This is a genomic window from Heliomicrobium undosum, from assembly GCF_009877425.1.
Taxonomy (GTDB): domain Bacteria; phylum Bacillota; class Desulfitobacteriia; order Heliobacteriales; family Heliobacteriaceae; genus Heliomicrobium; species Heliomicrobium undosum.
On record NZ_WXEY01000028.1, the window covers coordinates 16,242 to 35,376 of the forward strand.

Annotated in this window: 23 protein-coding genes and 1 pseudogene; 9 read left to right on the plus strand and 15 right to left on the minus strand. The window is 49.5% G+C overall.

Annotation, left to right across the window (positions count from 1 at the left end):
* The first annotated feature begins 193 nt into the window (after positions 1–193).
* The 5 genes from kamA to GTO91_RS18730 all read left to right on the plus strand — a co-directional run bounded on the left by kamA (position 194) and on the right by GTO91_RS18730 (position 5,957).
* Positions 194–1,507 (plus strand): lysine 2,3-aminomutase, encoded by a 1,314-nt coding sequence (gene kamA, locus GTO91_RS15930; RefSeq protein ID WP_161259722.1) that lies wholly within the window; start codon positions 194–196, stop codon positions 1,505–1,507.
* Positions 1,507–2,364, plus strand: a complete 858-nt coding sequence (gene ablB, locus GTO91_RS15935; RefSeq protein ID WP_161259723.1) for a putative beta-lysine N-acetyltransferase — start codon at positions 1,507–1,509, stop codon at positions 2,362–2,364. The genes kamA and ablB overlap by 1 nt, the downstream gene beginning before the upstream one ends.
* 18 nt (positions 2,365–2,382) lie before the next feature.
* Positions 2,383–2,511: a hypothetical protein gene (locus tag GTO91_RS18515; protein WP_268894896.1), complete on the plus strand. Its 129-nt coding sequence runs from the start codon at positions 2,383–2,385 to the stop codon at positions 2,509–2,511.
* A gap of 346 nt (positions 2,512–2,857) precedes the next feature.
* Positions 2,858–4,429 (plus strand): L-lactate permease, encoded by a 1,572-nt coding sequence (locus tag GTO91_RS15940; protein ID WP_161259724.1) that lies wholly within the window; start codon positions 2,858–2,860, stop codon positions 4,427–4,429.
* A gap of 172 nt (positions 4,430–4,601) precedes the next feature.
* Positions 4,602–5,957 (plus strand): stalk domain-containing protein, encoded by a 1,356-nt coding sequence (locus tag GTO91_RS18730; protein ID WP_161259725.1) that lies wholly within the window; start codon positions 4,602–4,604, stop codon positions 5,955–5,957.
* 186 nt (positions 5,958–6,143) lie between these two features.
* On the opposite strand, the gene GTO91_RS15950 is transcribed toward GTO91_RS18730, so the two are convergent.
* From GTO91_RS15950 to GTO91_RS16000, 11 genes are all read right to left on the minus strand, one after another.
* Positions 6,144–6,356, minus strand: coding sequence for a DUF3006 domain-containing protein (locus GTO91_RS15950; protein ID WP_161259726.1), 213 nt, complete (start codon positions 6,354–6,356; stop codon positions 6,144–6,146).
* A 321-nt stretch (positions 6,357–6,677) separates the two neighbouring features.
* Positions 6,678–7,388: a GSU2403 family nucleotidyltransferase fold protein gene (locus tag GTO91_RS15955; protein ID WP_161259727.1), complete on the minus strand. Its 711-nt coding sequence runs from the start codon at positions 7,386–7,388 to the stop codon at positions 6,678–6,680.
* Positions 7,385–7,684, minus strand: coding sequence for a hypothetical protein (locus GTO91_RS15960; RefSeq protein WP_161259728.1), 300 nt, complete (start codon positions 7,682–7,684; stop codon positions 7,385–7,387). The genes GTO91_RS15955 and GTO91_RS15960 overlap by 4 nt, the downstream gene beginning before the upstream one ends.
* Positions 7,685–7,871: 187 nt before the next feature.
* On the minus strand, positions 7,872–8,405 hold the full coding sequence (locus tag GTO91_RS15965) for a hypothetical protein (RefSeq protein WP_161259729.1): 534 nt from the start codon (positions 8,403–8,405) through the stop codon (positions 7,872–7,874).
* Positions 8,405–8,599, minus strand: coding sequence for a hypothetical protein (locus GTO91_RS15970; RefSeq protein ID WP_161259730.1), 195 nt, complete (start codon positions 8,597–8,599; stop codon positions 8,405–8,407). Before GTO91_RS15970 ends, GTO91_RS15965 begins: the two co-directional genes overlap by 1 nt.
* Before the next feature lie 405 nt (positions 8,600–9,004).
* Positions 9,005–9,472, minus strand: coding sequence for a HEPN domain-containing protein (locus tag GTO91_RS15975; protein ID WP_161259731.1), 468 nt, complete (start codon positions 9,470–9,472; stop codon positions 9,005–9,007).
* Complete coding sequence (locus tag GTO91_RS15980) at positions 9,469–9,834, minus strand: nucleotidyltransferase domain-containing protein (RefSeq protein WP_161259732.1); 366 nt, start codon at positions 9,832–9,834, stop codon at positions 9,469–9,471. The genes GTO91_RS15975 and GTO91_RS15980 overlap by 4 nt, the downstream gene beginning before the upstream one ends.
* A 198-nt stretch (positions 9,835–10,032) precedes the next feature.
* On the minus strand, positions 10,033–10,341 hold the full coding sequence (locus tag GTO91_RS15985; RefSeq protein WP_161259733.1) for a hypothetical protein: 309 nt from the start codon (positions 10,339–10,341) through the stop codon (positions 10,033–10,035).
* A complete protein-coding gene (locus tag GTO91_RS15990; RefSeq protein ID WP_161259734.1) occupies positions 10,342–10,758 on the minus strand; it encodes a hypothetical protein in 417 nt (138 codons plus the stop codon).
* Positions 10,700–10,921, minus strand: coding sequence for a hypothetical protein (locus GTO91_RS15995; RefSeq protein WP_161259735.1), 222 nt, complete (start codon positions 10,919–10,921; stop codon positions 10,700–10,702). The genes GTO91_RS15990 and GTO91_RS15995 overlap by 59 nt, the downstream gene beginning before the upstream one ends.
* An 801-nt stretch (positions 10,922–11,722) precedes the next feature.
* Positions 11,723–11,923: a helix-turn-helix transcriptional regulator gene (locus GTO91_RS16000; protein WP_161259742.1), complete on the minus strand. Its 201-nt coding sequence runs from the start codon at positions 11,921–11,923 to the stop codon at positions 11,723–11,725.
* A 176-nt stretch (positions 11,924–12,099) separates the two neighbouring features.
* On the opposite strand from GTO91_RS16000, the gene GTO91_RS16005 reads away from it, so the two are divergent.
* Positions 12,100–12,519, plus strand: a complete 420-nt coding sequence (locus GTO91_RS16005; protein ID WP_161259736.1) for a helix-turn-helix domain-containing protein — start codon at positions 12,100–12,102, stop codon at positions 12,517–12,519.
* Between the two features lie 234 nt (positions 12,520–12,753).
* Positions 12,754–13,920: pseudogene (locus tag GTO91_RS16010) on the plus strand (IS3 family transposase).
* A 405-nt stretch (positions 13,921–14,325) separates the two neighbouring features.
* Here the strand turns inward: GTO91_RS16010 and GTO91_RS16015 are convergent.
* On the minus strand, positions 14,326–14,793 hold the full coding sequence (locus GTO91_RS16015; RefSeq protein WP_161259737.1) for a hypothetical protein: 468 nt from the start codon (positions 14,791–14,793) through the stop codon (positions 14,326–14,328).
* On the minus strand, positions 14,794–15,948 hold the full coding sequence (locus GTO91_RS16020) for a ParB N-terminal domain-containing protein (RefSeq protein WP_161259738.1): 1,155 nt from the start codon (positions 15,946–15,948) through the stop codon (positions 14,794–14,796).
* Between the two features lie 353 nt (positions 15,949–16,301).
* Here GTO91_RS16020 and GTO91_RS18265 point away from each other — a divergent pair, with 353 nt between their 5' ends.
* Positions 16,302–16,499 (plus strand): hypothetical protein, encoded by a 198-nt coding sequence (locus tag GTO91_RS18265; RefSeq protein WP_235919649.1) that lies wholly within the window; start codon positions 16,302–16,304, stop codon positions 16,497–16,499.
* Between the two features lie 11 nt (positions 16,500–16,510).
* Here GTO91_RS18265 and GTO91_RS18270 read toward each other — a convergent pair whose 3' ends face one another.
* Both GTO91_RS18270 and GTO91_RS16030 read right to left on the minus strand, forming a co-directional pair.
* Positions 16,511–17,167, minus strand: coding sequence for a hypothetical protein (locus tag GTO91_RS18270; protein WP_235919650.1), 657 nt, complete (start codon positions 17,165–17,167; stop codon positions 16,511–16,513).
* Complete coding sequence (locus GTO91_RS16030; protein WP_161259739.1) at positions 17,164–17,535, minus strand: transposase family protein; 372 nt, start codon at positions 17,533–17,535, stop codon at positions 17,164–17,166. The genes GTO91_RS18270 and GTO91_RS16030 overlap by 4 nt, the downstream gene beginning before the upstream one ends.
* Before the next feature lie 790 nt (positions 17,536–18,325).
* On the opposite strand from GTO91_RS16030, the gene GTO91_RS16035 reads away from it, so the two are divergent.
* Positions 18,326–19,135 (plus strand): DUF5067 domain-containing protein, encoded by an 810-nt coding sequence (locus GTO91_RS16035; protein WP_161259740.1) that lies wholly within the window; start codon positions 18,326–18,328, stop codon positions 19,133–19,135.

Here is a 19,135-nt window from a genome sequence, read left to right on the forward strand (position 1 = left end):
ACCCTTTGGCTTTGTCGCCGATGGGGTTGTATTGCGCTTTATTATTGTTTTTGAAGATGCCTTCACCGCATTGTTCCATAAACCCCCTTCCCCTACCCTCTGCTCCCTTTACGGAAACGAAGACTCACGCTGGCGATACCGGCGTGAGTCTTTTGTTTTGCTCTTTTTTCAATTGAATACAAGGAGGATGGAAATGACTGCGATAAGCAAACAATTCTGGCCCGAGGCCACGACTGAGCAATGGAATGACTGGCGCTGGCAGATGGCCAACCGCATCGACTCACTGGACCCACTGCAAGCCCGCATGGAACTTGCCCCGGAAACGGCGCTGGCCGTGGAACGCTGCCTGAAACACTTCCGTATGGCCATCACGCCCTACTACTTTTCTCTGATCAACCTGGAGGACCCCAACTGCCCCATCGGCCAACAAGCAATCCCCTCGCTCCATGAACTCTCCCTATCGACAGCCGATCTCGAAGACCCGCTCCACGAAGAGGGCGACTCCCCTGTTCCCGGCCTGACCCACCGCTACCCGGACCGAGTCCTGCTGCTTGTCACAGACCAGTGCGCCATGTACTGCCGTCACTGCACCCGCCGTCGCTTCGCCGGCGCTCAGGACCGGGCGCGCAGCAAAAAAGACCTCATGCTGGCGCTCCACTACATCCGCTCCCATCCCGAGGTCCGCGACGTGCTCCTGTCCGGAGGCGACGCCCTCTGCATCAGCGACGAGATGCTCGAATTCCTGCTCTCCTCCCTCCGGCAAATCCCACATGTGGAGATCATCCGCATCGGCACGAGGACGCCGGTGGTCATGCCCCAGCGGATCACGCCGGAACTGGTCAGCATCCTCCGCAAGCACCACCCCGTCTGGCTGAACACTCATTTCAACCACCCCCGGGAGATCACCGCGGAATCGGAGCGGGCCATCGCCATGCTCGCCGACGCTGGGGTGCCCCTGGGCAACCAGTCGGTGCTGCTCAAAGGCGTCAACGACTGCCCCATCACGATCAAACAACTCGCCCAGAAGCTCGTCCGCATGCGTGTCCGTCCCTACTACCTATACCAGTGCGATCTCTCCCGCGGCATCGAACATTTTCGCACCCCTGTCAGCAAGGGGATCCATATCATCGAGATGCTCCGCGGCCACACCTCCGGTTTGGCCATCCCCACCTTTGTTGTCGACGCGCCGGGCGGCGGCGGCAAGATCCCCCTTCAGCCGAATTACCTGATCTCGCAGTCGGAAGACCATGTGGTGTTGCGCAATTACGAGGGTGTCATCACCGTCTATCAGGAACCCCAGGACAAACAAAGCAGTTGCGAGCGTTGCGGCGAACAGCACTGCCACTCCAAGCACGCCAGCCGCGCCGGCCTGGCCAAACTGTTCCGGGGAGAAAAGGTAAGCCTCGTTCCCCAGGACAACTTTCGGGAGAAACGGCGCTTGAACCGCCTCAAAGCCGGCGAGGCTACCGCCGGCGACCGCCCCGTCGAAAGGGTGGTGAAGCACTGATGCGCGCCTGTCGAACCAACGATTCCCGCTTCCTTTCCGAGAGCGCTCCAGCCCTGTCGGGCTTTACGATAGATCAAACCAACCTACGGCTGGTCATCGACGGCTACCCTCGGGTGAGCAACCCCGCCCGCCTGGCCGAACACTGGATCTCCCTGGCGCGCGAACAGGGCCTCGAAAAAATCTGGCTTTGGACCTTTGACAAGGACGTTGCTGAGTTCCAGGCCTCGGGTTTTGTCGAAGAAGGCCGTATCCCTGAAGATTCCTATGCCAAACCGACGGTCATTCTGGCCCACTATCTCCGGCCGGAACGGGGCCGTTCCGAATATATCGCTGAAGAGGACATACTGCTCCGCCACATCCAGGAGGCGCCTGTCCGCCCGCTGTCCCCATTGCCGGAAGGATTGCGCGTCGCACATCTCTCACCGGTAGACAGCCCCGCCATCAGCAGGCTGATGCAGGCCGTCTTCGCGTCCTATCCAACACCGGTCGACGACCCGCGCTATATTGCCGGGCTCATGGAAAAGGGCTGTCACTTCGCCGGTGTCTTTGACGGCGAAGAACTGGTCAGCATGGCGGCCGCTTACCCCGACAAGCGGTGGCAGCGGTGCGAAATCACCGACTGCGCCACCCTTGACGGTTATCGCGGACTCTCCCTGACAGAGCGGCTGATCGGTCGCCTTGAACCGCTGATGCTTCACTGGATGCCTTTTCGATTCTACACATTGGCCCGCGCTCGCTCCTACGGAATCAACCGGACTTTTTTCAAACTGGGCTACCGCTTCTGTGGACGACTGATCAACAACTGTCATATCGCCGGCGGTTATGAGGATATGAACCTCTGGGTCCGCCTTCCTTAAATCGTCTGCATCAAATACGTGCAAGGCTCCGCCGCCACCATCGGCGCGGTGGGCATCGAATACGCCGTGATCCGCAAATCCTCGGTAGTCATCATCAGCATCACCGCTGTGATTGCGGTGATGGCGTTGCTGTATGTGTATCTTTGAAGATGGAAGAAAGACCTCATTGTGCGTTGATTCTCGCCAAGAAACAACCCCGCTTCCGGCTTGGTCGGAGCGGGGTTGTTTCATTCAAAAACAAAATGGAACTTTTTCGTCGGGGAATGCGTGGCTGGGGTTCTTCTGTTTGCCGGGGTTATGTCTATAGGCTGAACCGCTTGACCTTCTCCAGCAAATCTACGCGGCCCAAACTCCCTTTTACGTTATCGAAGGAGTCGCATTACGTCACCCGTCCTGAAAAAGCCGAATTCCGTTTCCAACGGTCAAACGGGAACCATTCCCAAAGGGTATAATTACATAAATCATCATCAATGTAAAAAGGAGGATGTAAGGCATGACTTTTTCCATTATCCCCATGCTGATGCCAATTGCCGTGATTCTGCTGATGATCATCTGGAGGCGCACTTCTGTCCATATCAGTGGAACCGTTGGCTGGTTGCTGACGGTTCTGGTTGCCTTCCTTTTCTTCCGTACCGGCCTGGAAGCCTCCTTTCGCGCTAGCCTCTCCGGCGTCTTTCTTTCTTTTCCTGTTTCACTGATTATCCTGGGTTCTATCCTGCAGATCACCTATATGGAGAGAACAGGAGCGATTCGACGCGTCGTGGTGTTTCTGAAGACACTCGCTCCCACTGACAAAGCTGTCCAAATTATGCTGTTGAACATCGGTGTGGGGACAGCTTTCGTCGCCATCGGCGCCTTGCCAACGACCATCCTGCCTCCGCTGCTTGTCGCTCTCGGGTACTCCCCTTTTGTGTCTGTCGCGATGTCCTGCCTCGGTTTTGACGCGCTCTGCTCCTACAGTCTGGTCGCAACGCCGCTGGTCATTTACTCCGACCTCTCCGGCACGTCGTTGCTCCAGGCGGCGCAGATCTTTTCGATGTACATGCCGCCGATCGCCACCCTGCTCAGTCTCGGCATGTTATGGCTCGTTGGAGGCTGGCCGCTTGTTCGCAAAGGGTTCGCGCCCGCTCTCATCACGGGGATCACGAGCAGCGGCATCGCTATCTCCATCAGCCATATCCCGCTCCTCTCGCCGGCGGTCGTCCTGACAGGTGTTATCGCCGGATTAGGCACTGTATTGGTCATGTTGCTGTACCTGAAATTAACGGGCCAACCCATCCGGGATCGCTCCGCGCTTACGGCGGGAGACCTGGATGTCGAGAAACAAATGCCACTGCTCAAGGCTCTGTCTCCATGGCTGATCTTGACGGCCTTCCTCGTGGTGACCAACTTCTATCCCCCGATCCATGACCTCCTATTCGTTCAGTGGTCCTTGCCAGTGGAGGTCATCCCGGGCAAACCGGTCAAGACCCGGTTTTTCTGGAACGCCTATACCTGGGTGTTTGTCAGCATCTTTGCAGCTATGTTTTGGCTGAAGCCCTCTCGCGAAGACCTGAAAATCATCGTGTCTCGTTCTTTTCACCGGTCTTGGAAGCCCGCCCTTTCCGTCGTCGCCTTCTACGCCACCGCTAATGTGATGAACTACTCCGGTCTTGCGAATGTGGATGGTGTCTGGAAAATTGTCGATCCGGCCCAAAACAACATGATCTCCATCCTTGCCACCGCCTCTGCCGCCGCCTTCGGTTCCATTTACCCTTCTGTCAGCGCTTTTCTGGGGCTCTTTGGCGGTTTTCTCAGCAGCAGCCAAGGCTCGGGCATCGCCATGTTCACGAAATATAACATGTTGACATCAGAAAAACTGATGATCGACGGATTCGTCGTCAATGCGGCCGCCTCCATCTGCAGCGGCCTGGCCAACGCCATCGCGCCCGCCAAGGTGCAGGGATCGGCGGCCACCGTCGACGCGTTGGGCATCGAATACGCGGTTATTCGCAAGTCTTCCGTGATCATCATGGGCATCACCCTCGTGATTGCGATCATGGCGTTGATGCGTGTTTATCTTTAAATTTGGTCAGAAAGACTCGGAACGCGCGTTGAACCTTTATAGTGAAACAACCCCGCTACCGGGCCGTCCGGCGGCGGGGTTGTTTCATAGGAGAGCGTTATCAAAAAAACAATGGAACTTTTTCGTCGGGGAATGCGTCATTAAATCAAATCCACTAAAGGGGAGAGCGATCGTGAAAAAAGTATTATCGCCCACTCTGTTGCTGCTTTCGCTATTCCTCGGCATGGGGATGCCAATCTCAGCGAACGTTTCCATCCCTTCTGCGGAAGCGGCGGCTGCCATTTCTGTTGTCAGCGCTGCGCCGGAGAACGCCAATTCACCCTTTAACCGCCGTGTAATTATCGAGGTTCCATCAGGCTCTTTGAACGCCGACGCCCAGGAAAGCGCTTACTTACGTTTTGATTCAGGCGTCACCGTTCAACGGGTCGTCTACAGCATCCCGGCTTCTGTTGGGAGTTCCCCAAATCTTTTTGTTTCCGGCGCCGGACTGCTCCCTCAGTCAGAGAACGGTTTCACCTTAACCGTCACCGGCAGCGGTTCTTATGGCGGCGGTATGATCGTACTCGACTTGGAAGGCATCTCGGCGAACAGTTCCGTTCATGATGTCCGTCTGCGCGTCGAAGCGCCTCCCGGTTCCATCTTTTACGCCGGCCCAGCCACCCTGACCAGCCCCCGCCTCGTTGATTACGCGGTATCCACTCGCACCGCCATCGTAAATCAGGACAGATCAGACACCATCGCCTTTTCTTTTGCTGAAATGGAAAAAGGCGCGATCAAAACCGGAATAGGCAGCATCAATCTCCATCTGCCGGAACCTCTGATCTGGGATGCGTCGTCGCTCAAAGTGACGACAGGCAAGGACGAGATCAGAGTCGCCGACCCGGTTCTTACCGACGGGAATCGCACACTGCGCATCGACGTTCAAAAAGCTTCGACGACTCCTTCGACCTTCGAACTGAGCGGCCTCGCGATCCGCGACGGCAGCAACAAGTTAACCGATCCCTTTGCTTTTGCCGTTACACTCGACGGCGCGAGCCGCCCCGGTGTTGAGCGGATCCCCATGCGCTTTGCGCCGAAGAAACATCCGCCCCAACCACCAACGACATCCACGTCGGAAAGGGCAACCCCCAAGACCGTTTTTACGATCGGGAAAACAGAGTACACCGCCGGAGACAAGCGCAACCCCTTGGATTATGCGCCCTTTCTGCACAACGGCAGAGCCTACCTGCCTGTCCGCGCCGTCGCCGAGGCGATGGGCATCGCTCCGGAAAATATCCACTGGCAGAGCGGTCCTGACGGTTTCCGGGTCACCTTATCCAAAGGGGGCAGACAACTTACCCTGCAAGAAAACAGCGACCAACTCATCGACAGCGAGCGAGGCCCTGTCACCATGGACGCGCAAATGATTCTGACGCCTGCCAACAGGGTCTTCCTCCCGCTCCGCTGGATTGCAGAGCCCTTCGGGTTCGACGCTTCCTATGACGAGGCTCGCCGGCAGGTTATCCTTAAGCCGGCTGGCGGCCAGTAATCAAAGAAAAATCGAAGACCAAACAAGCCCGCTCCTTGCTAGAAGCGGGCTTGTCTGGTTTCAGACAGTTTTGGTTTTCTGGCGGTTTTGCGTCCTCGATAGTGTTTCATCATGAGGGGTGTGCATCATGACGGTTTTGTGTCGGCGGTTGGCTGCCCGGTTAGCCTGTTTTTCGTGAACACCACGTTATGACCAAAAATCTTCCGTCAGCTTGTTCGCTTCCGCGCGGCGGCGGTCGGTCTCCGCCAGATCAATCTCGTATCTGCCATTAATGAGCCGGATCACATCCCCTTCCTTTGCCTCAACAGGGAGTTCGTTTTTGGGGATGTCAATGGTACCGTCTCCATCCATCTCGACAACGGCGAGTCGGCCTTCAAATCGATCAATAATGAGCGCCAAGGAGTGACACCTCTTCCTCTATTAGTGCTGGTGCTTATCCACCATGTGCTACAACCCAATCTCTTGAAAAATCCCCATCGTCTTTCCCCTCCGAAGAAAGAATAACGCTTGGTTAGTTTCTACATTTTACCATGATTCTATATTTGTATTACGGCTTTCGCTCAATAAAAAAACCACCGACGATTTCACTGTCGATGGTCGTTTCGTCTGTATAAGAACTCCCTGCCTAGGCTTTGTTCGCCAGGTCAGACATCAGTTTCATGATCGCTCGTTTTTCAATTCGTGTACCAGGGTACAGAAGATTATCCTCCCACAACAACCCTAGCGTTCCATTTCATTCCTTAGCTTTTTCAAATCTAGGAATTGTTCTGGAAACAAGATGATCCCAGCCCTATTACTTGTTAGATTCAACATCGTTTTCTCTTTTTTCGATAGCTGTTCGTATATGCGTTTAAACACTGGAGCGCTCTTTTGGGCATCAAGGGAAAGAAGCAAATTAGTTATTGAGCGTAAGTCTTTTTCTTTCTTATTCCCCCTCTTTTCCGATATAACCATCTTATGGACCACATATGCTTCGGGTAGTGGAACAATTACTTTTATATTATTCAAATCAACAATTATAGGATTATCGCATAGAATATCCATATGCCGAAGTCCTTGTGCTTTTATATTAAGATTTTGTACGTCATATGGAGCAATCTGTCCTCTTCCCATCTCTCGGACCAAAAACTCAACTTCTAAACGACTTTCTGGATGAAAAAAAATAGTTAATCCATTAAGCACATCTTGACGAAATAAATAGTTTTCTTTTTCCAATGTTGATGGTAGGTCAATGTATTTGTTTGGTCGTTTAATGTTTGGAAGAAGAAAGTCAATGTCTCTTGTTTTCAAATTCGCCCGAAAACCTGGCAGGTATGCTCGTTCATATATGTATTCAGCCCAACTACCGACCACCATTACATCACGCAACAATCCCTGAGTCTGAAATATCTTCAACAAGTTTAAAAATACATCTGCTTGACCGTAACTCAACGCAACGCCCTCCTTATAATCCTAAAATCTTCTTGGATGCTCTTCAATGTCTGTTCAAGTCGTTTCCGTTCTGCTATTTTCATTTGTAACTCTTCAACTTCGTCGTCACTTAACTTTAAGTATTGGTTTTTCACCTTACTTCCTTCCCGATAGACAAAGTATCTGTACTCTTTTTTTCCCAGTTTACGAATTCGGATACTCCCTTTCGGCAACTGCTCTATTCGTTTTTTAATCATTTTTTCCATCTCAATGAGTCGTTCTCTTTCTTCGATTAAAACGCCTTTTATAATACTCAACCTTAACAACCCCTCTTAGATTCCTTACCCTACATTATACCCGATTATCGGCAATTGTAGTGTATTGTCGGGTCGTTATCAATCGAATTATTTGACCCCCCCGTCTTAAAGCAAATTCACATAAAAAAGACCCGAAACGCTTGTGGAAACATTGCCACAAGCGTTTCGGCACGGTTCCCGTAGCTTTCTACATTGTTTTATCCATGTCTTTCGTTCTCTTTCTTTTCTTTCGTCGTTTTTTTAATTCGTCTAGATCGTTTTCTGCATCAACTTTGGACTTTTCCGTGACTAATGACCGCCAAGAAGACCATAACCTTCTAAGAAAAATTCCTGGCACCTCAACAAACCACGGCGATGAGATCGTCACCCCAAGATTTGCCGTCATTCTCTCCCAGCTATCCCGATTGATCATCACCGGTACGTCGTTGAGTTCCACCCGGTCCAGGATCTCCCGCAACGGCGCATCGGCGATCGGCTGAGCGATCTGAGCGTTCCAGTTCCGGATCGCCGCCTCCCTCTGCCCCTCATCGACTCCCAGCGCCTTCATCGCCCGCGCCCAGGTCCGCACAGTCCAGTCCCGTTCCTCCTCGTAACTCCAGGGCTGCGCGTCCGGCTCCTCGCTGCCCACCGGCGGCCGCGGCACGTAATGAAAAGCTGCCGTTGCGGCCAGCCTGGCGATCGCCGTTTCCACCTGTTTCGCGTCAAGGCGCACCTTCTCCATCAGGACTCTCGCTGCGTCTCCCGGATGATGAACCAGGACCGCAAGAACAACGCCTCATCCAAGCCCAGGTTGTTCCGCAGCAGCCTCCGCCAGTCGCCCGCCCGCAGATCCAGGCTCTGCCCCCGTTCCGCCGCCGTCATCCCCAGTTGCCGGCCGGCGGCCGTCCAGCGCAAATTGCTTGGTGGAATGCGCATCATCTTCTCGCAAGGAAACGATGGATCGCCAAACGATCCCCTGGTGATTGAGCAGTTCCTTCTGAATATCTTCGAGTTGCGGGACCTCCTCGTCATCTGGGCTAAATAGCCCGGAACTCTGGGGGCGCTCGTGGGCATAAACAGCATGGTGGGCGGCTGTTCCCGGTTGGGGAGCGTCACCCACTTCCAGATCGCCATGTTCAAAGTGTCCGCCGTATCGTTCCGCTTCGGGCTTAGTGGCAATGTAGGTTACGTTGTAATAGTTACGCTGGCGGTTCTGTTCCGAAGGGAGCTAAAAGCTCCACTTGTGGATAAACACTGACTTAGGCATGCTTTCACCTCATAAAAGAACCGCCGTGGATTCATGCTCCAGGGCGGCTTATCGATCATTTATTGACATTGTAATTACCTATCTGGACCATCGTCTCGCTGCGTTTGTAATAGTTTGCTCGGTTCTTGTCCTGATAAGTACGCGTCCACAACTTTTTCAAAAACTTGGACGAAACGAACTGTCTCCCTAAAGGCTATCTTTGTTGCCTGCGGTTCAAAAATTGTTAGTGCCTTGTAATCCGCTTTTTGACGAGCGTTAAAAAGGTATTCGTAAATCTTCCCATATTTACTTTCAATGATTCCAGTTTTTATGAAATCTCGATTTAGCGCAGCACGGACAGCGGTATGTTTCTGCCCCAGGTCATCTCTACCGCTAATCGCCAATGCGCTCCGAACCGCATTAAAGGCGCTATAGTACATAGCCCTCATCGCATTTCCCAGTCTTCCGGCATCCAGGTCGCTTTTCGCTGTAAGGAGATTTTCTTTTGCTTTATCCTTCCACCACAGGGCTAGCTCTCTTTTCTCTTGTTCCGTTAAACTCACTCGATTATCACCCCGTCCCTTCTGACTTCGTTATACAGGGTTGCTATAAAAGGGCTCCTTCGTTCCCATTGATTGATCTCCACAGGGACAAAGCTAAGCGTTGTGTCATACTTTAGGTTTGTTTCAAAGATAACGTCCGAAACAAATCTGCATTCGAAATCAGACAGTTCCTTATCTGCTACAACAAGGATATCTACGTCGGAATCCTCCCCAGCAGTTTGACGAGCCACAGAACCAAAGAGCACAAGGTATCGTAATGGAATAGTTTTCTGTAGCCTCTCTTTAAATTCTTGAAGAGCTTTGCGCTGATTATCTGATAGCGCAAGGCTATCTAACGTCTTTTGGCTATCCAAAATCATCATCCGAATCACCTTCCTTGTGCTTATTCACCGCTTACAACTAACATTATATCCCAAAAGAGAGCAGTAGCGGACATGCTTTTTTCTCATTACATCTACAGCTTATTTTGTTGATTCAGCTACTCCTTCCGACTCCTCATCCCTAGAACCGATATAAGCAGTAGCTTGCTTCCGGGCCTGCTGATAAAGATCCCTCTGTGGTCATGGCGCCCCGCTTCCTTCACCACGGCAACGTTCATAAACAGCCGCTGCATGAGCCGCCTTGGCTGCGATCTTGGCCAAGCGATTTTCAGTGATTTTAAGTTCCGAACGCACAGTCCTTCGTACCGTTGACGTGACCACATCTAGCCCGTCAACTGCCGCATCTTCATCTAACGCCCTCTGTAACATTTCCCTGACCAGCCCAGTAACGTCTTTCTTTTGCTTCGATGCCGCTGACTTTAATCTTCGTTTCATATCTGTGGTAACGGGAATATTAATCGCTTCTGGAAATCTTGTTGTTCTAGCCATCTAAGCACCTCTCTGAAAGCAACACCTAGCCTTTTTTTCTTTCCAGAAGGCAAAGCCATGAAAAATGTGCGGCACAGTCGCGCACCGTGCGTAATTGTGCGTAACTGTGCCGCATTGGGCTATCTTCTCGGCTTCTTCCACGGGTGACTCTCCGTTCCGACCCCCAAGACCGGGTTCCGGTTGCCGATCGGGCTGCCTGTCGGTTTCGGCGCTGTTCACGTTGGCGATCCGTGAGTTCTGCGGCATCATCATCGTGAAGGCCCCGGCGATCGCCGCCCGGTAATCAAAGCCATTGGCAAGCACGTTTTTCCCTTCGACGGTCTGGACCACTTCCTGCACCAGATCCTGCTCCTTCATCTCATCGCTGATTTTCACTAGGCGCTTGGCGAAGGTGAGGCAGCCGCCGGCGAAAAGCACCTTGATCAGATCCTCCGGAGTCCAGGTTTTGAACCAGATCCGCTTGCCGGTCGACCATGTAGTCCTGATAAATCTTTTCGTTGTCGATGACGACGAGCGCCTTCAGCGGCAGTTCTTCCTCCGGCCCCAGGTACTTGTTGACCAGGGTTTTGAACGTGTTCAACGCATTGCCCAGCCTCCAGGTCCAAATTACCAAAAGCAGCACATTTTCTACCCTCGTCATCGGCTATATACTCTAGAATTGCATTTTTAGCATAGTCTTGAGTTTCATCTAAACCAACCCGTTTCATCACTTTCTCACCCCTTATTCATCAGCAAAAGGGCAACGAATCTAAAGGCTTGTCCGACCTAGCTAGGGAGCAGTTCACCCTGGATTTCTCTTAAGGTCGCGTCCTCTTCTCCTTGCAATTGTGGGATTTTTTATCTCTCAGGCTGGAATGATGTCTCGATGATTTGCGTAAAGTAAACTGGGCCGATCTTACCACTCACAGGATTGGTCATTTTTTGTTGGGTGGCCGCAGCCACCCGGGTGATCAGGCTCCCTGCTTGGAGAGTTGAACCTTGATCCTGAGGCAATCGGCGCAGGCTTCGTAAAGCAGATCCCATGTTTCTCTCGTTGGCTCCCGCCGTGGCGGCATGACAAACACGGTGTACTTCGCTTTACGAATAACCCTTGTGGGTACTGGGTCGCCAGGTTTCCAACCGTGCGGTACGTCCGCAACCTCGTCGGGCCGGCCCAAGCAATTCCCCCCCTCGTCAGATGGTATGTCGTCGATGATTGTCCGCTTAACCGAATCGTCGATAAACGACTAAAGCAGCGATTTCTTGGTTGCAGTGGTTGGTTTTGAAGGTGTTTCTTTTTCACGCTTCCTAGCATCGTTTGAAATCCATCGACTACCACCTTTCAAATCTGAAGAAACTAATAGCAGAATGTACTAAGTCCAATCTGACCAAATAGTAATAGCTATTGATTAGCAGCCTGATGTCCTTCGCCGGTACCGTCATCAAATAACTTTGTCCAATGGACCCCCAACTTAAATGAAATTCTAGTGGCTGTTTTGACCGACGGGGTTACCCCGTTCTCAAGCTCAGACAAATAGTTTCTGCTAATACCAAGCTGGTCTGCCATCGCCTCCTGTGTTTTTTCTCCCCGTAAACTAATCAGCCACTGACGTTTTTATCTCATTTCAACACCCCTACTCGTCGTGTTTTGCGACGACCTCTATGCGCCCACAATATGTCGCGACTCGCGACGAGTAAATAGGGTTTTGACAAAAATTGCGACATCATATGATGTCGCAAATAACGACATTTATAATTAGTTCAAGAGGTGAAATTGGGATGGCGACTGTTTTCGGAAATAGGCTTTCCGAACTGAGAGCAAAACTTGGGTGGAGTCAGCAAAGAGTATGCGATGAATTAGAAAAACGATACCCGGGGGTATCGCTAAAAAGAAATAGCTATTCCCAATATGAAACCAAAGGTAACGAACCGGAATATAGCATGTTGGTAAAACTTGCGGATTTATTTGGTGTCTCAGTAGACTATCTTTTAGGCAGAACAGACACCCTAAGCCCCATCCAATACATCGAGTCGTCGCTTTCCGACGCTCCCGAACTATCCGTGTTCTTCCATGAACTCAAACAACGCGACGATCTCCAACTCCTATTCAAGCAAGTTCGCCCCATGTCTCCCGAGGACATTAAAAAGATCATCCGAGTCATCAAAGCCATCGAAGACGAAGAAGCGCAAGAAGACTAAGCCGGCCAGCGCCAGACACGAGGAGGCGCCATCGTTGAACGTAAAGCTGTTGGACAAGCAGCTCCTTCGCAGCCTGTTAGATGAGACCATTCCGTTCCATGAAGTCATGAACGCCTTTAACATCCGGACCAGCATTGCAAACCTGCAATCAAGTGTACATGCCTATGTGAGGCGTACCCGGTTTGTTGAACACACGAGAGTGAGATACAATTACTCTTGTGGAGGGCGATAAACATGGGACAAACAGGAAAACGATACAGCGCAGAGTTCAAAGCAGATACGATCCGTATGATCAAGGAAAATGGTCGGTCGATCATCAGCGTGGCCAAAGACCTGGGCGTTAGCGAGCAGACCGTTTACCGCAGGAAAAAGTCAAGGAAGATCCCGACAAAGTCCGTGTGATCGAGTTGGAAGCCGAATTAAAGGCTGCCCAGCGGAGGATCATGGACCTCGAGGAATCGGTGACGATCTTAAAAAAGGCCACCGCCATCTTCGCAGCACAACCCCGGAAGTAAGTTACCGGTTCATCCGGAAGCACCGCTCCGAACATCCGGTGGAGAAGATGTGCCAATTGCTCCGAGCATCCCGGAGTAACTACTATGCCTGGTTAAACCGAAAGCCCAGTCAGCGTGAACGAGAAGACGCGAAAGTGCTGGAGCTCATAAAGGAAAGCCATAAAGCCAGCGGCGGAATTTACGGCGTTGATAAAATCCATGCCGATGTACGCGCCGAGCGGCCTTGCAGCCGCAAACGAGTCCACCGTCTGATGCAGAAAAACGGCATCCGGTCGATCCGTCCCCGCAAATACAAAGCGACAACCAACTCCAACCATAACCTGCCGGTTGCGGACAACCTACTTAATCAAAACTTCAAGGTAACGGCGCCCAATCGGGTTTGGGTATGCGACATCAGCTACATCGCTACAGACGAGGGCTGGGACTATCTGGCCACCGTCAAGGATCTTTCCATAAGGAAATTGTCGGTTGGGCAATGAGCAGAACAATGACCAAAGAACTTGTGATTCAAGCGCTTCAAAACGCGATCCGCAGGCATCGCCCCTCTACGGATCTTATTCACCACTCCGATCGCGGTAGTCAGTACTGCAGCAAGGAATACCAGGCGCACCTGAATCGGCACGGTTTCATCAGCAGCATGAGCCGAAAGGGAAATTGCTACGACAACGCCGCAGCAGAAACCTTCTTCAGCACCATCAAAAACGAGCTCATTCACCTGAACCGATACAAGACGCGCGGCGAATTGCGCAAAGCCGTGTTTCAGTATATCGAAATTACCTACAACCGAAAAAGAAGACACCAAAGCCTGGGCTACCAGACTCCGGCAGAATACCTGAACCGATATCTGCAACAACGAAAGCGCTGGTCTGGAGCCATCGGGGCGTAACCCCAAGCGCGTACCCCAGCGTCCACCGCCTAATTGCCGTACTCCATACAGACGGGCGGCTGTCAAGGGCCGCCGAAGGCGGGGCAACGCCCTTGCCCTTGACGGACGACGGGCTGTATGGGACCATCCGAGCGGCGGTGGCGCCGTCTCAAAGAGCGTAACCGGTGAGAAATCAAGCAATCCTGCGATCGGCCGACAATATCACACTCAGTTGTGTCCTACAAAGCGGGAAGACCTCATACTTCACTGTTGCTTTTTGCAATAAATGGGTCTCTTTAAGGCCATTTTACCTCTTTATCTCATCACCGTTCAATTTTCCCCGATGAATCTAGTTTGTTCCCCTCCTTACGGAAAAATAACGAACAGCAACCCATAGGAGCTGCTGTTTAAAATGAGCATTATAAATTAGCTTGCTTTTAGCCATTCGTTAATGACTTTTCCAATAGCTTCCGTCACACGATTTACCACCACGTCGGGGACAAAGGGTAAGTTTTTTAATCTAGCTATAAATGTCTGTGTTGCAGTCTTCACAATCAGGTCTTTCAAAGCAGGCGTAGAATCTAGCTTTTCATACGAGACATAGGCTCTTCCACCTTTTCCAATAGGGGTTTCATTACCAAAAATGTCACCCTGCATAGCAACAATAGAAAAATCTTGTCTTTTTCCATCCAGCGTTTTTGCCTGACGTGCTAAATTGCGTATTTTAGCTTTCTTCCCCATTTCAATCAAACGTTCCTGTGTATCTATTATATATCCTTCTTCTTCTAATTCTAATATAATTTGTTCCGTTGTAAACATGCCGTTGTTGTTGCCTTGAATTTTTTTCTTTACTGCTATGAAAGCATGACCATCTACCAGTTTGGGAAAATCCAATTACTTCACCCTCCTGATACCGGTCTTTTGTTGACCAAACCGCTCCTCCCAAGATTTCTTTAAGGAAGTCATATAATCTATGGCATTTTGAATGCATTTAATATCATTTTCGTAAAACATTGGTATTCCATAGAATTGCCACTCGATATTATCTAATCCCTCGAAAAACTTTTCAGGAGGAATTTGAGTTAGTACGTTTAGATCTCTAATTTTCTTCTCCATATTTTGCCTAAATATCCGGCAATGGTCTCTTGTTTTCTCTTCTGAAGTTTTCTCATTCTGAAGTTTTTCCAATTTTTTTTGAAGTAAGGAAATTTGTTTGGTCTGCTCAGGATCAAGAATTTTCTCTGATTCTCGCTTTTCTAGCTCATCAATCCTCTTTTTTAAGTCGACTATCTCACGGTTACGAATCTGTTCTCTTTGTTTATGCTCTTCTTCTTGCTTGTTTAATAGTTCCTGCTTTTCTCTATTTCTTTTTTCCTCCTCTTCTTTTAATAATTTTAATGTCAGTTCAGCTTGTGCCTTAGCCTCTTCAGCTTCTTTTTTCGCTTGCTCACTTATCCAGATAGCTTCATCTCGTTTAGCTTCTGCCTCCTTAATCATCTGGAATGCCTTGCTAATTGTAATATCGCCACTATCCAACTGTTCAATGATATTTGATGAACCGTATTCTGCGATTAACTTTGCCTTCTCATAAGTTTTACCGCTTCCAAAGCCAGCTTCTTTAGCAACCTTATCACGAGTCTTACCGTTTAACTCAAATGGAACCATTTCCACCAGAGTACTTTTTCCGGGAGCGGTCCTTCCATGAGCTTTTCGTTCTTGTAACTTGATTTTTTCAACTTCTTCGAGTCTTTTAGCCCACTCAATTTTTTCTGAAAAGGAAAACTCCTTTCTATTCTCATTCTCACTAATTTCTAGTCTAAGCTGATGCTCATAGTCACTTACTGTCATGACCCTAACTTCAACTTCCGTTAAGCCTAAACTTTTACATGCCCTAATACGGCGTTCTCCGGCTATTAAAACTAATTCAGGTGTAACCACCGGTGGGTTTATCAATCCGTTTTCTTGTATATCTTTAGCCAACTCTTCAATGTTCCCAAACTCTTTTCGAATTCTATCAGCAATTATTATTTTATCAATTTTAACTTTCACCAGTAGCACCTCTTCCTACAAAAGAGCAGAACCTACGCAATCCAAATAAAACCAAACAAATTTTTACCCCAAAAGGGCAACTGCTTAAAGAACGATACCAATCCGCCCTTTAAATGTTTAAATTATCCAGTCAACAGTCACATTCACCCCGCACACGTTTATGGAAAAATACACTTTGTTTATGCCGTTGCTTCGATAGGCAATCCCACCCTTTCACCCCTTGTCAGCTAGGCAATAGATAACCCCCACTCCCAGACCCAACGATATAGGTGTAAGGATATCCACCTCGTCGCTTCGCGCATTTCATCAATGATATATCGAAGCGGCACATCTCGATGACGAGAGGCAGGGAGATGATGAAAGAAAAACAATCGCTTAAGATTAAAAGCCAGCACTTGAAATCCGCTCATCGCTTTGATCGCGACCGAATCGTGCACGAAGCAGTGGTCCAAGGCGTTGAACGTCTTGAGGTTGCGAAATCCAATGTTTTCAATATCCCAGCGAGCGGCGGCAATCCGCGAGATCGTCTGGGTGTCCGTTTCTTCGGATGAGCATGTGGTTGCTATCCAGCGCTCCAGATATCGGTGACGAAGGCTTCATTGTTTGCTTCGATGATTGTCTTATTGGTATGGCGAATGATTTTTACGATTCGCATGGGCACGCGAACTTGCGGCCATTGTGCCAATTTCTCTTCGTCCCAAGCTTGAACGTAAACGGTATTCCTGTTTCCATCTCTTTCTTCCCAAGTGGAGTCCGGAAGCCGGTTCGCAAAGCGGGCATTTGCCTCTTTCATAATCCGTCGACGTTCTTCTTTCATGCGAACAACCACATGAGCGCCTGCATCCAGAGCGGCATGAATGACGGGTGCTTTGGCAAACAGCGCGTCTAACGTGTACACATCCGTTATTTTTCCATAGGTCTCGGCCATATGGCGAATCAATCGCTGGGCGACGGTGGTTTCTCCTTCATCCTTGTCCACCCCATCCTGGGGCTTTCGCATTTCCCAGTCATAAATCAGGTTCGCGCTGCCGCCAACCTGTTGGGCAACTACGGCCGCATGATAATAGTCGGTGGTCTTGTCGCGATGTTCGCGCGTGAGGCATTCTGGGCAACGATGGGCCTTGGTGTGAAATAACTCCACGCCATCGATGGCGGTCACTCGCCAACCATCGATGCTTTCCTTCTGCGGGCCGCGTTGCTCCTTATATCGCTGGATCACACGGTCATGCTGCTTCCGTGCTCTTCCAGATCCCATTCTGTCAGTGCCTTTCGTACGGTGTCATGAGATGGCAAGGACACTTTTTTGGGAACCAGTTGACGAAATGTCCCCGTTTTCCGCCAATGTTCCATCTGTTCCATACTCTCCATGCCGAAAAAGGCGCCAAAAAAAGCGACGGTAAAAATGGCTGGGGCTTTGATACGGGGTTGTTTGCGGCCATTCTTTGCTTGACGAACCATCTGCGAAAAGCCATGTACCTTTGAGGCGTACTGCGTAAAAAGTTGAACTTGTCGGCCCGCTTTTTTCCCACCGGGTGTTCTACAGAGGATTACTTGTAGTTTTGTGGGTGGCTGTGCTACACTTTGCATTGAGGATTCCTCCTTTGTGCAGTGTTTTGCGTTGCAACAACTCACTTCGACAAAGGGATTGGGAATCCTTTAAACTTTTTTGGAAATTTATCTAATTATATCCACTCGTCTGTGGGAATTGACGCGTTTTCGTGACAATTCTCCAAATGCGCTTCAGATAAGGGTTTGGCGGACTTTTTTTATCAAAGATGCGTGGGTTCTGCAAAAGAGTTATTATGAGTATTATTGTGTATTCGTCATAAAGAAAAAAGATCCTTCCACAAATTTGCCTTCTGCGGAAAACTATTCTAACAAACAATCACCTCCTCTGTCCTAATGGAAATGCGAGGTATTTATCTATAATTTTCCATATAGCAGCCCGCAAACTCACTTGGTTTGCAGCCCGTCTACTTAAAATTGTACGGATAAACATAAAAAACATCGACTGATTCACCGTCGATGGTCGCTAGTCAATGTACGAACCCTGCTAAGGCTTTACTCGCTAGGTCAGACATCAATTTCATGCTCGCCCGTTCTAGTTCGTGTGCAAGGGTACACAAAAACAAAAAGGGGATATATGGCGAAACGAGACAAACCCCAAAGACACGCGAAGCTTATTGAGGTCTTCCTATCAAAAAAGCTTATAGGCCTTCAACCGTGTATTCGACGAATAAGTGAACGACGGGTTAACAAATAAATCACGAACGGGCCAAGACCACCTATTATTTTTGTTAGTTCTAAGGTTTGTTTATGGAGGTAAATTATACCTAATGTCGAATTTAGGAATAAAAACCATGAAAGGGCTGGTATTATGAGAAAATTTATTTCGGCATTAGTTGGTGTTGTTCTTGCCATTACCCTAACTGGTTGCTCTGGAGGAACCCAGGCAAGCGCACCGCAATCTCCAAAAGAGGTACTCAAAAACGAACGAATACAGGAACTCTCCGGAGATCCAAATAAGTTCAAAGGATACCCTGCAGAATTAAGTGGCCGTATCTTTATGCCTCCTGAATCCAAGGACGGTGTTACCTATTTTCAAATGTGGGCTGATCCAAAAAATAATACTGGAAATACCGTCGTCTATCTTAAGGGGACTTCTGAGAATATCAAGAACGGGGCGTTTGTTAAAGTAAAGGGAACTGTAGATGGTAAATTTGAAGGGAAAAATGCATTTGGTGGTGTTGTGACAGCAATTTCCCTTGTGGCAAATGTAGTAGAAAAAGTTAATCCTATTGAGATACTTGCGCCCACAAAAAAGACTGTAGAGGTAAACAAAATTATTAATCAAAAAGGGTATACAATAGCCCTTCAACGGGTAGAATTTTCCGACAGTGAGACGAGGGTTTATTTATCTGTTACCAACGAAACAGATGGAAAAATCAGCTTTTACTCTTATTCTGCCAAGGCAGTACAAAACGGAAAACAATTTGAAACGGAATATGGAAACGAAAACTATCCAAAACTACAAAGTGATATTCTTCCGGGTGTAAAAACGGAGGGAGTCCTTGTATTTAAGCCACTGGACGCAAGTGCTGGTAATGCTCAATTTATATTTGACGGCTCTTTCGGTAATTTCACCATTCGATTTAATCCCGTTAAGTTCGATATTTCCTGGAAGTAA